This is a genomic window from Mariniflexile sp. HMF6888 (assembly GCF_044335535.1).
GTDB lineage: Bacteria > Bacteroidota > Bacteroidia > Flavobacteriales > Flavobacteriaceae > Mariniflexile.
This window is the reverse complement of sequence record NZ_JBIQVZ010000006.1, coordinates 110945-124641: the sequence shown is the minus strand read 5'-3', so window position 1 is coordinate 124641 and position 13697 is coordinate 110945. Positions and strand designations below refer to the sequence as shown.

The 13697-nt window shown below is 34.8% G+C and carries 5 protein-coding genes; all 5 read right to left on the bottom strand.

The window, feature by feature from the left end:
- Positions 1-3: 3 nt before the first annotated feature.
- The 5 genes from ACGLWY_RS14030 to ACGLWY_RS14010 all read right to left on the bottom strand — a co-directional run bounded on the left by ACGLWY_RS14030 (position 4) and on the right by ACGLWY_RS14010 (position 13690).
- On the bottom strand, positions 4-3051 hold the full coding sequence (locus ACGLWY_RS14030; RefSeq protein ID WP_396620299.1) for a SusC/RagA family TonB-linked outer membrane protein: 3048 nt from the start codon (positions 3049-3051) through the stop codon (positions 4-6).
- A gap of 156 nt (positions 3052-3207) precedes the next feature.
- Positions 3208-5136, bottom strand: coding sequence for a glucosamine-6-phosphate deaminase (gene nagB, locus ACGLWY_RS14025; protein WP_396620298.1), 1929 nt, complete (start codon positions 5134-5136; stop codon positions 3208-3210).
- A gap of 47 nt (positions 5137-5183) precedes the next feature.
- Positions 5184-6506, bottom strand: a complete 1323-nt coding sequence (locus ACGLWY_RS14020; RefSeq protein ID WP_396620297.1) for a sugar MFS transporter — start codon at positions 6504-6506, stop codon at positions 5184-5186.
- A gap of 66 nt (positions 6507-6572) precedes the next feature.
- Entirely contained in the window at positions 6573-8753 is a 2181-nt protein-coding gene (locus ACGLWY_RS14015; protein WP_396620296.1) for an alpha-N-acetylglucosaminidase, read from the bottom strand.
- A 917-nt stretch (positions 8754-9670) separates the two neighbouring features.
- Positions 9671-13690 (bottom strand): FG-GAP-like repeat-containing protein, encoded by a 4020-nt coding sequence (locus tag ACGLWY_RS14010; RefSeq protein ID WP_396620295.1) that lies wholly within the window; start codon positions 13688-13690, stop codon positions 9671-9673.
- Between the last annotated feature and the right edge of the window lie 7 nt (positions 13691-13697).

Sequence of the window (13697 nt, the reverse complement as noted above, 5' to 3'; positions counted from 1 at the left end):
TAATTAAAAATTTAAATTAAGTCCTAGCATATATGTACGAGACAAATAAGAGGCGCCCCAAGAGTTTCTTCCAGCACTATCTGGATCCCATCCGTCATAATCTGTAAAAATGAATGGATTTTGTACTGTGGTATAAATTCTTAAACCTTCAATTTTAAGCTTATCTAAAATATTAGAAGGAAGTGTATAACCTAATGTTATGAAACCAACTCTAGTATTAGAAATATCTTTATACTTTATAGTATGTTGATATTGTCCACCATTACCTGGTTGATACCAATTGTTAGTAGGATTAGTTGGTGTCCAGTAATTTACATCATACGCATTAAAAAGTCTTGATGGATCATCATCGTAAGGGAATGAGTTATTTGAATGGAAATTACTCATTAATTTATTACCCTGACTTGTGTTTATAGAAAATGCAAAATCAAAGTTTTTATAATTCATGGTACTAGTAACACCACCAGTCCATTTTGGAGTTGCTTGACCAATAACTTGTCTGTCTTTATCAGCAGTTATTTCACCATCACCATTTATGTCTTTTACTCTAACCTGACCAGGAGTCTGCCCATATGTCGCAGCCTCAGCAGCTTCATCTAGTTGCCAAATTCCATCAAACACATAGTCATAAATTGCACCTATAGGCTCTCCTACTCTATGAATAAAATTTGTACCTCCTTCATTAAAGAAAATATCACTTCCGTTTAATTTATCAATAGTATTCTTGTTTGATGCAAACGTAAAATTAGTGGTCCATTTAAAATCTCCCTTATCAATATTCACTGTGTTTAATGCAATCTCGATACCTTTATTTGAAGACGCTCCTATGTTATCATAAATACCTGTGAAACCAGTAACAGCAAGAATTCTTTTGTAAAATATAATATCTTTATTTTTTCTATTGTATATATCAATAGAACCATTAATCTTATTATTTAAGAATCCAAAATCAAGTCCCAAGTTTATCTCACTTGTTTTTTCCCATTTAAGATCTTTATTAGCAATGTCTGTTACATATAAAGTTGAAACAGCACCATCTCCAATATTTGTAGCACTACCAGCAAGCAGAGATTGAGATTTTAAAGGCCCTAATCCACCTCCTTGACCGTTATTACCCGTCTTTCCATAACTTAATCTCACTTTTGCATTAGAGAATATACTTTGAGATTGCATAAAATCTTCATCAATTAATTTCCAAGCAAAAGCTGCAGATGGGAAAAATGCCCATTTATTGCCTTCTGCCAAAATGGAAGCTCCATCATATCTTCCTGTGAAAGTAAATAAATACTTATCCATTAAAGTATAATTTAATCTTCCGGTATAAGACTCTAAGGTTTGTTTAATAAAATCACTTGAAACATCTCTAATATCAAGTCCGGCATCTAAATTGTAGAATGAATAATTATCTGTCGTGAAATTTCTAACCTGATTATAATACCCTTCAGAACGTTCACTAAATCTAGAAATTACACCTGTAAAATCGATGGCATGAATCCCTTTGGTAAATTTGTAGTTAAGTATATTATCCCAAGTATAAGAAAAATAATTAAAATTGTTTACTTGAGCCCTTCTATTTGCAGGATTACCAGTAACACTTTTTGAATATAGTGCACGATACTCTCCATATCTTGTATACTTTACATTTGGAGAGAACTTAGTAGTAAATGTTAAGCCTTCCAAAGGTTTAATTTGTAATGCAATATCACCAATATATTGTAAATATTTTGTTTCTTTTGTTTCTCCAGTTGGCTCAAATAGTGGATTTGTAATTTGAGTTTCCTTTTGAGTAGGAAAGAATCTTAAAGACCCATCATCATTATATGGTCTACCAATTGGCTTTAATCTATAAGCACTTCTAAATCCTTCCCAACTTGCAGAATTTTGAAGTGCATTAGTAATATAATTACTTACACTTAAATTCAGCCATTTAGTAAGGTCACTAGTTAAACTTCCTCTAATGTTATAACGGTCAAAAACTTCACCACCAAGAGTACCTTCGTCTTTTGTGTAAGCCAATCCTGCCGCATATTTAGTTTTCTCTGTTCCTCCGCTTACGTTAATAGTATGGTTAGTTTGAAAACCGTTTTTAAGTGTAAGATCTACCCAATCTGTACTTATGCCATCTGCAACATTTTGTAATTCTTCACTATCTAAATAATCAGAAAGCACAACCTGATTTCTAGTATAACTTAAATTTCCTGAAGCAAATTGACCACCAACTACAACATCCTTAAGGTATTCTACATACCCTGGGCCATCTTGCATAGATGGAAGATGATACGCTTGTTTAAAACCTACATAATTACTATAATTAACTTTTAGGTCTCCTGTTTTACCACGTTTTGTTTCAACAATAACCACACCATTACTACCTCTTGAACCGTAAATAGCAGTAGCAGAAGCATCTTTTAAAACATCCATTCTTTCAATATCTGCTGGGTTCAAAAATGAAATATCATCTACGAAGATACCATCTACTATAAATAGAGGGTTTTGCCCTGGATTAAAACCGCCTTGATCTGCAGTTTGATTTTTATTAATGGTACTAGCACCACGTATACGAATATTGAATCCTCCTGAGCCAGGTTTGTTGTCTGTACGTTGGATCACCACCCCAGCAGCTTGTCCTTGTAATGCAGAAATTGCATCAACTTTGTTTGCTCTCTGAATCTCTTTAAAACCAACTGATGCAACAGAACCTGTTAAATCACTTTTCTTTACAGAACCGTAACCAATAACCACGACTTCGTCAAGCTTGGCTGCATCTTCTTCCAATTTAACATCCAATGTAGGCTCCCCATTAAAAGCAACCTCCGTTGTTTGGTAACCTAAATAAGAAAACACCAGTACATCACCTGGGTTTGCTTTAATTTGATATTTACCATCAAAATCTGTGGCACTACCAGTTGAAGTTCCTTTAACAACAACATTAACACCAGGTATAGGAATGTCTTGATTATCAGTTACAACACCTGTCACTTGGTTTTGTGACCAAGATGTTGATGAAAAGCCTATTAAAAAGGCCAATAATAAAAGTTTAAGTTTCTCCATTTTAATTTGTTTAGTTAATAAATTAGTTTAATTGCTTTCATCATAATTTTTTTGCTAATTATAATTTTTTGTTAAAATTACTGTTGTTGTTATTTCACCTAATGGACATTTCATTCCAAAACATGGACATTTTTACTACCTCTTGTGTTTATTGACCTAATACACCCATTTTACAAAAGCTTCCATGGCAGCATAATGCGATAATCCTAATTGATGGTATATATCTGCTGTTTCTTTATTTCTGTCTTCTGCACGTTGCCAAAACTCTCTACTATCTGCCCCTTGAAATACCACACCGTCCTTTTGTGATTGATGCTTAAATATTCCCTTGCGTTTTTCAAGCACTTGGTCTGGTCCCATGGGCACTGCCATTTCTATTTCATCAATGCTCCATTCTTGCCATGCGCCTCTGTATAGCCAAACCCAACAATCATTCATAAACTTCCTAGGCTTCAATCGTTTTACAGCCTCAAAAATAGCATCAAGACATACTTTGTGAGTGCCGTGTGGATCTGCTAAATCGCCTGCTGCATAAATTTGGTGAGGTTTAATTTTTTCTATCAAATCCATGGTTAATTGTATGTCTTTTTCTCCTAAGGGTTTCTTCTCAATACTCCCTGTTTCATAAAAAGGAAGTTCCATAAAATGAATTTGACTGTCTGGCAAGCCAACAAAATAGCAGGTCGATTGGGCTTCTCCCTTTCTTATTAAACCTTTTATATATCTTACTTCTTCAATATCTATTTCACTTGCCTTTTTATTTTTAAGAAATGTAATCGCTTTTTTATAGATATCTTCCGCCTTTTTATTTTCTATTCCAAATCTATCGTTATAGTCACATACAAAACTCGCAAATCTTAATGCTTCATCATCTGCTACGGCTATGTTGCCCGAAGTTTGATAGCCTACATGTACTTCATGCCCCTGTTCTTGTAGACGCTTAAAAGTGCCACCCATGCTAATAATGTCATCATCTGGATGCGGACTAAAAATAAGCACACGCTTTTTGGTTGGTTCGGCACGCTCTGGTCGTTTGCTATCATCGGCATTCGGTTTACCACCTGGCCAACCTGTAATGGTATTTTGTAATTTATTGAATATTTGAATGTTAATATCATAAGCAGGACCTGAATCTGCTAATAAATCGCTCATTCCATTTTCAATATAATCAGCATCGGTAAGCATTAAGATAGGTTTCTTTAAATGTAACGCTAAACCTAAAACAGCCTTTTTTATGAGGCTATCTGACCAATCAACCTTTTCAACTAGCCAAGGTGTATTGATACGCGTTAATTTTGATGCAGCAGATTTATCTAGTACAAATGTGGCATTGTTATGTTCTTGCAAAAAAGAAGCTGGTACCAGATTGGTAACCGTTCCTTCTACCGAGGCGTTTATTATATTGGATTTTCCTTCGCCCCATGCTAATAATATAACACGTTTGGCTTCCATTATTTTTTTAACACCTAAAGTAATTGCAGTTCTTGGTGTATTATTTAAACCAGAAAAATCATTACTAGCCGCTACTCTTGTAATGTGGTCTAAAGCTACCAATCTAGTTTTAGAATTTTGAAGCGATCCTGATTCGTTAAACCCAATATGACCATTACCACCAATACCTAAAATTTGTAAATCTAAACCTCCCAAAGCTTCAATTTTTGCTTCATAAGCATTACAATATTCCGCTATGTCTTCCTTTAAAAGTAAACCGTCTGGTACATGATAATTTTCCGGTAATATATCGATATGATTAAACAGCTGTTCTTTCATAAAACGGACATAACTATTTATAGAATCTGGTTCCATAGGATAGTATTCATCTAAATTGAATGACACCACATTCTTAAAACTTAAACCTTCTTCTTTATGCAATCTTACTAATTCAGCATACAATCCTTTAGGAGAAGATCCTGTTGCCAACCCTAATATACAGGGCTGTTTCTGGTTTTGTTTAACCCTTATTAGATCTGCTATTTCTCTGGCTACAGATTTAGAAGCTTCTGTTGAATTTTCGTAAACTATAGTATCTACATTTTCAAATCGTTTTTCAAAACTTGTTGCTTTATCTATACTACTATTTAACATTGCTTTTGTTTTATTTATTGATTATATATTTTTTTTATTCTAATAAATTACGCTCTAGACCAACTTTTATATTTATGTCCCCACATAGCAAAAAACAATATGATGGAATAACACGGAATTAAAATCCAATAACTACTTGTTGCAGCTGATGCTATGGCTTCAGATTCATTCATTCCATTAACAATAAGTTGTTTTGTATTAGCATCTACCAACCTTCCATATAATGGAGGGATTATGGCACCGCCTGAAATTGCCATAATTAATAAAGCAGATGCTGTTTTAGTAAATTTGCCCAAACCATCCAAGGTTAAAGGCCAAACAGCTGGCCAAACCAAAGCATTTGAAATACCTAAAAATGCGACAAATAGCACCGACGTAAACCCTGATGTAAATAATATACATATACTAAAAACGATTCCTAACACGGCACTGATTTTAAGAGCCATACCCTGTTTTAAATATTTAGGAATTAAAACAGCTCCCAATCCATAGGTAGCTACCATAGCTAAAAGTGTAAAGGTGGTGAAGAATTTAGCATCAGCAGCAGAAAACCCTAATGATATACCATAAGCAATAATAGTATCTCCAGCTATCACTTCTGCACCCACATAAACGAATAATGTTAGTACTCCTAACCATAAATTAGGAAATTGAAAAATACTGGTTTTTGTTGTTTCTCCTTCTTTTATTTCTTTAGCTTCCATTGCTTCTACATGTGGCAATGGTGCCTTTCTAATTAACAGTCCTAAAACGAATAAAACAATTGCCATAATTAAATAGGGCATAAAAACGCTATCGGCCATAGTGTCTAAAAGGACATTTTTTTCTTGAATAGATACACTTCCTAATTTCTCTTTTACGTCATCTATTCCGGAGAGTAATAAAGCTCCAAAAATTAATGAGCCCAAAGCTCCTGCCGTTTTGTTTGCAATACCCATAATAGCAATACGTTTTGCTCCACTTTCAATAGGACCCAAAATAGTGATATAGGGGTTGGCGGCTGTTTGTAACAAAGTCATGCCTATGCCTTGAATAAAAATACCTGATAAAAACACCCAATAGGTTCTTGCTTCTGCTGCAGGTATAAATACCACAGCTCCAATAGCCATTATAATTAAGCCTAAAGACATCCCTTTTCTATATCCAATTTTGTTGAGAATATAAGAAGCTGGCAACGCCATAACAACAAATGAAATATAGGATGCTGTAGCTACAAAATAAGATTGTGTATCGGTTAGTTCATTAATAGTTTTCATAAATGGTATCAATGCACCATTTATCCAAGTGACAAAACCGAAAATAAAAAATAGACTGGCAATAATGATGATAGGAACTAACGTATTATTGGATGAAGTAGTGGTCTGTTTCATAAATATATTATTTCTTTTAAAACCCTTTTGGTTTTCTTAATATGATTGAAAGTTTTCAGTATTTAACTAATGCATGTCATCATTTTTGCACCAATTTGTTTCCCATTCTTTTATTGATTTCCTTTCTTCCAATTCATCAAAGGGTTTGTTATTTACAGTAGATTCCCTAAGTGCTTGCAAAAACATGCTCCACCTTGGCCAATAAAATTCCTTGTACATGCCTTGCCATGCTCTAGATGCATAATCATTTAAATGGCCTTCACCTCCCCACATCGTGATTAACATTTTTGCATTTTTTAAATAAATTTTAGAAACTTCAGCGGAATTTCCATAATCCCTAGCTAATGTTAACCAATCGTTTAAATTATTCAAAGGTTGCCCCGACAGCATGTCATCTATAACTAAAGCACGCTTCTCTATTTCTTTATATAATAAATCTGCTTTTTCTATATCCTTTTCATTATAGGCTTTAACACATTCTATTAATAAATCATCAATGATTAAAGAGCCATACTGTCTGGATGCTTCTATTAAATCATAATAAAAAAGACTGCTTTTATCATAGTTTTTTGATTCCTTAACCAAAATATCCAAAGCTTGTTTTAGCTTTTCTTTGTCTCCAGGGTTTCCTTCAAACTCAGTTATTTTTAATGTGGGCCGTTTAAAAAACAAATACGCTCCTGCTCTACTGTCCCACCAACGGGTTTCCCAATACTTGGTGCTGTAAACCGATGCTATTAATAATTCCCATGCTTTTAAAATCGATTCTGAAGTTTTTCCATATCTAGCGTTGAGATAGGTTTTTAACCAATGGCTTACTGGTTCTTTTCCTTGCGACCATGGAAGGTCATAAATGTATTCGTAAACCACAGAATTATTGTTTAATCCTTCTGGCATCACTCCATAACCAACAAGGTTTCCTTTGTTGGTATGACTCAATAAACTTTTAAGTTCTTGATTGTAGAAGTTTAAATCGCCATAAACAGGATTTGAGCCTCCATAATTATGCACATATCCATAGGTCCATTGCTTACCATAAAAGGCTTCTTGGTTTTCCCACACTTTATATCTATCGTTGGCATAGTCTTGAATGATGAGTCTATCGTTAGGCACTTTACTTAAAAACGCCATGGTAGCTTCTTTAGTCCAGAATTCTTTATCACTACCAAAAAGCCAACCTTGCATGACCCAAGTTGCCCCTGGAACTGCCTCATCTATGGTTTCATAAATAATGTTCCCATAATCTGATAGTTCTTCATATTTATGGTTTACAGATACAGGAGGCTTAATTTCATTAAAGGAATCGGCTAAATAGAAATCGGATTTCCCATATAAATTAGAGTATAATTCAATAAAGCGTTTTCCTATTTCTTTAAACAACGGATCTTTGGGATCTAATAAATAGGTGCTTTCAAAACCACCACCAGACCAAGAGTTTAATGCACTTATCTTTGAGTTAGGATGCATTTCTGCAAATGCTTTTGGTACGTAACCACTAAAAGCTGGTACTACAGGATGCATACCCAAAGCCCTCATTTTTTGCAATATTTTTTTCTGAATCTCTGACTTTTTATCAATCCATTCTTGTGGCAATGGTCCTTCATGACTATTTATATTGCCCATTCTTTGCCATGGTAAAAAAGCGGGTCCTGTAAAGTGTTCTTGTAATTGACCTTCAGTTAAGCCATATTCTTTCCATAGTTGTTGCCAAACAATTTCCTGCCCCTCAAGTGCCGTTGGTAAATTAATACCATGTAATGCCATCCAATCTATTTCTTGCGACCAACGTTCCCAATCCCACCAAGGCGTTGTATAACCAAATACACAGGCATTTAAATATTCTCTATATTTGAAAGGTGTCGATCCTTTTTTAGAATAAACTGGCCATGTTTTGGGCAAGTCAATTCTGTTACCTTCCCAACTGACCAAAACCGCTCCAATATCTTTAAGGAAATTATAGGCTGCATAACAAATGGTTGTATTAGACGTTCCTTGAATGGTTACTTTGTTTGCTGTAGTTTTGACTTCGAACCAATCTGTATGATCGGACTTTGAGTTTTCAACAATACTCAGTTCAAATTCATTGACACGACTACCTATAAGTTTTTCTATGACGGCTAATGAACTTTTTGTGTCTTCAGTATTTTTACATGATATATTGAAGAGCAAAAAAAACAGCAATAAAATAAATTGAACAGGAATTTTAAGCGTATTATAGACTTTATTATTTAAAGCGTGTTTTCTCATTTTGAAAATAAATTTAAACTGAAAGACGGTCTAAGTTTTACCCTTTGGTTCTTTTACGTGTCTCCGTCATACTTCAGCTATTTTCTCGTTTCGTAGCTACGGCTATGAACTTCAAAATACCTTTACCTGACGAAAAAATACACTATAGAATATTCCAAAAACAACATTTAGACAGTCTCTTAATCTTCATTAAAACTTTTTATAAAAAATTAATGCCATTATATTGTTGAAAAGATTGTAAAAAAAGGGAGAACAAATCATCTCCCTTTTAAATAAAACCAAATTCAACAACTAATATTTACATCAAACATTCTATTTATTAAGTTTTAATAACTCATGATAAAATTACAGTCCCTTATTAATATTGAAATGGACACTTTAATCAAAAACATAGACAAATCGTTTTTCATTTTTCTATGCTTATTTACTTATACCCGTGAGGTTCAGTATTATAATTGCTTACCTTAATTTGATGTTAGATTATGTGAGTGAGCATTAAATATTCTAGATGCTGAACATCTAAATGATTTGAAACTTAGAAAGCGGGATTTATATTATCAGGGATATTTATGATAACGGATGTGTATCTACAAAAAAGATTTTAAAGTTTGATAAAAACCAATGCATTTGGATGTACCAGAATTAGGTAGAGCTTCATTTTACAAAATCAACTAGAAAAGTATTAACAACTTTACATTAATTAATGAACTCATCTTGACTTTTTGATTGAAGCGAAAAATACCCTTTGCGCAGGCTGACTCGTTCGCCAAAATAACCCACCGGGTTATTTTTATACGCTCCGTCCTGTTCCAGATTTTAGCTTTTTAGCACTTCATAGCAGCGCTACGGAGTAAAAAAAAGGTAAAATATGGGGTAAAAAGATCATTTTGCAGCCAATTGAAAAAGTCAAGATGAGTTCAATTTGATATGCTTCCCACTATTATTTTTCTTGATTGATTATTAATTTTAAGAATATAGATTCCTGTCGCTAATGATTTTGACAAACTTAATCTAGACACTTTCGTTACTTCGTCAAATGATTTGAGGGGGACTTGCAAAAGTCTTCCGTTCATATCGAAAAGATGAATAATATCAGTGGCACTAGTGTATGAAACAAATAGCTCTTTTGATGAAGTAAATATAGGATTTGGATATACTTTCATATCGCTTTCAGGTATCATTATTGGTTTTTCTAAACCCAGGAAATATTTAACACCAAAATTAAATGCATTTTTTCCTATTTTTTCCCCTATTATTCTACCTGCAATATCATCAGCGGGCGGATGAATCCCTCCCCATATCCTAGACAAACTACATTGATCTGAGGCATCGCGATAGGTTGCCCATTGCAATTTAACATCCACTGAAGGTCCTTCCTCAAACACTAAAAATTCATTCTTTTTAGCTACGAACTCACTCATTCCACCAGGAAAATAGGCATCACCTGTTAGTAAAGTCATCACTTCGGCAGCTGCTCTAGAATATGTTGAATGCCCTGAAATATATCCAGCAAATGGAGGCGTTACAAAAGTAGGACGTTGGTATGGCCACCAATTCTCGGCCAATATCCAGCCAACACCTGCTTCATCTACTTCGGGGTTACTAATATAATCATGTCCTTTCCATGAATACAATTTGATCTTTCCTAGATTTTCATTGTTATCGCCTACCAATGGGTCTCCTTCTTCTATAAGTTCTATATAGCCTTCTTTTAATGGAATTCCTGAAGCATCATAATGTGCTTTTGCCGAATCTGAACACTGTCCCTTTGCACACATATAACGTATAGCTGAAATAGGTCGTATATAATCATACCAACCTTTTATGCCCCATGCGGCTATAGCAGCATCATGCATGGCCCCTCCTAAAATAAAATAGGCCTTTACATCCCATTCCAAATCTTCTAAAACATCACCTTTTCCATTAAGCTTCCTTTGGAATAGGTCATGGTCATTCACGTAATTCAATATAGTAAACCAATGCCCTGGTGGTGTTTCTGAATCTGGACCATCTGCCCAAAATTCAGCTAAAACCCTTGTATAATCGCCCCTTGGAACTATTTGCGGTTGGTAAGGACTTTTGGTGTACGGATTTATAGCATATCCTTTTCCTATATCACCTCCGTCTGTTTCATCATAAAAATTCTTATAATCAGAATATTGTTGAGGCAATTGGCTGATTGAAATATTCCCTATGGATTTAGGTGATATATCCCACAGCACCCCGTCACTAGGATCTAAATGCGAACTCCATTTTGAAACCAAAGAAAATGTCCACTTATAGTCATCACTAGAAATAGATGGTGGAGCACCTGGATCGTAATAAACATGATACTCATTTCCTAATCTGCTATAAGTGGTTTTATAGGTATCTTCTAGTGAAAAAGGATATACATTACCCCATTCTGGGCTTAAAAATTTTGGCGTTACACCACCTATCACATTGCCACTTTGGTCGATAAAGTTGTTAAAACTTAGCGGCTGCCATCTATCGGGGTTTATACTTTCGATAAGTTTTGGGTATGACAAACTCAATGGTTCATTTACCGGCTGGTAATACTTATTGGCATATAGATTAATTTCATTGGAACCATCTTGTAGTCCGTATGCTATTATTTGGGATGCCAGATAGTTCCCTAAGGCAATAGGGTTTCCTGTAGTATAATCTTCATCAGTGATAGAAACATCATATCCCAAACCAGACATCACTTCATCCAAAATACTTTGTGACAACGATGGGTTTGGCGCTTGCTTAAAACGTTCAGACAAGAGTCTGTAAACCGCATAACTTATTGTTTGTTTTCTAGCTAAATCTAAACTTTCGGTCGTTTCAAAACCTTCAAATTCACTTATAAAATTATGAACCGTTTGTCCTAATAAATATGGGCTTGCTTTTTCATCATAAACCGCCCAAGCATCATACATGGCAATACTGGTATGAAACAAATTTCTGGCATGAACCGTCGGACGTGCATAATCTTTTCGTATTAACGATAACAGGGTTTCATTCCAAAGTCTGGCCACTGATTGTTCATTGAAATCTACTTCTTCGTCCAATAATGTTACCAATAATTCCACTGGTTCTGTAACACATATTCCATTTGAAACTATTAGGGAAATTTTCCCGTTACTACCTGTTCCCCATTTTACAATAATGGTTCCATTATTTTGATTTTCTAAAATTTCACCCCCCGTAATCTGCCAATTGAATTGATAACCTACTTCAAATGGATAATTATACGATTCTAAACTGTTTTTATGGGTTTTAATAGTCCCCGAAATTTTTCTTGATTTCAAGTAATTACAAACACCTGTACTGACTACAGCATGCGGATTGTAGTTGCAAGCATTTTCATCAGTACAGCCATAGGGTTTTATACTCGGCTCCACATTCAACATTTCGTAACCTCTGCCTTCTTTGGCCAAAATAACTGTATTGGCTTGGATATTTGAATATTTTTCGACAATGCCCGATGGCCAAGAAATGGTCAACTCCAATATTTCTGTATCGACTCCCAAACCAAAGTGTACGGGCACTAAATACTGCGACAAAAAGCCTTTCCCTGAGTAATAACGCACCAAAGAACCACTAGCTGTTTTAACGGACAACATGGTGCCTATAGCGTCGCGGTTGGAGGTTGTACCTTCCAACTTTACCTTAAACCAATACAAATCATTTTGTGGTTGAACAAAGTCGGTGATCTTGTTTTCGTAAAAAAACGATGGTCCATCGTTGTTTGTTACAAAAATATCTAAATCGCCATCATTGTCGTAATCGAAAACAGCTTGGGTAACACTAATCGTTTCTTCACCTAGTTTTACGCTTGCAGAAGCATCAACTAAACTTAAGTTATTATTATTTAACAAGTTTTCATAATAAGTGTTTTTGTAAGGCCCTGAACCTCCATACTCAAATCCGTTTAACACAAACAAATCTTCATCGCGGTCTAAGTCGAAATCTGAAAAGTTAACGTCCCATGCCCAACCTGTATTGTAAACACCCAATTCCCGACCTCTGTTCTCAAACGTATTGTTGCCACGGTTCTGCAATAATGCATTATCCCCAATAGCTGAGATATAAAAATCGAATGCACCATCGCCATTGTAATCGCCTATGGCAATGCCCATATCATCTTTAGAGCGATCTAAGCCATAAATGTTAGCTTGTTCCGTAAACCCCGTACCATTATTATTGATATACAAATCGTTGGTTTCTGTAATATAGTCATTGGCAACGTACAAATCCATCCAACCATCACCATTAAAATCGAAAGGAATACTTTGGTAAGAATGTTTGTTAACCTGGCTATTTATGATGTTACTAGCATTTGAAAACGTACCGTCACCATTGTTTTTATACAAACGATTTCCTTCACATTCTCCCCAATCGGATATATAAATATCCAAAAAACCATCGTTATTATAATCAAACCATGTGGCATCTGTATTTACACATTGGCTATATTTATTGAAACCAGCAACCAAAGTAACTTCTTTAAACGTACCGTTGCCCTCATTATGGAAAAGCTGGATTTTATAAACATGCGTCATAAACAAATCAGGAAAGCCATCGTTGTCGTAATCCCCCCAAAACGCCCCATTTTTAAACCCATTTAAGGCATCAGTATAGGCACTTTCTTCACTTACTGGAAATAAATTAACTAGACCCGAAACTTCGGTAACATCCGTAAACGTACCATCATTATTGTTACTGAATAACTTACTTGAACTTTTATCAACACCATCAATATCTTGGGCTTTTGCTACAATAAACAAATCAAGATCACCATCGCCATCGTAATCTGCCACAGCCGCTCCGTTATTTTCCCTTACGTCTCCTAATCCTGCATAAGTTTCTATATGCTCAAAGGTTTGTGCTCTTAAATTTAAAATAGTTAATAATAATACCGAAAAAAATAGTTTCTTATTTAATCCCATAATTATT

What these genes read in the sequence shown, in the direction of transcription:
- ACGLWY_RS14020 (WP_396620297.1), bottom strand. Translation starts at nt 6,506, where the DNA reads ATGAAACAGACCACTACTTCATCCAATAATACGTTAGTTCCTATCATC.
- ACGLWY_RS14030 (WP_396620299.1), bottom strand. Translation starts at nt 3,051, where the DNA reads ATGGAGAAACTTAAACTTTTATTATTGGCCTTTTTAATAGGCTTTTCA.
- nagB (WP_396620298.1), bottom strand. Translation starts at nt 5,136, where the DNA reads ATGTTAAATAGTAGTATAGATAAAGCAACAAGTTTTGAAAAACGATTT.
- ACGLWY_RS14010 (WP_396620295.1), bottom strand. Translation starts at nt 13,690, where the DNA reads ATGGGATTAAATAAGAAACTATTTTTTTCGGTATTATTATTAACTATT.
- ACGLWY_RS14015 (WP_396620296.1), bottom strand. Translation starts at nt 8,753, where the DNA reads ATGAGAAAACACGCTTTAAATAATAAAGTCTATAATACGCTTAAAATT.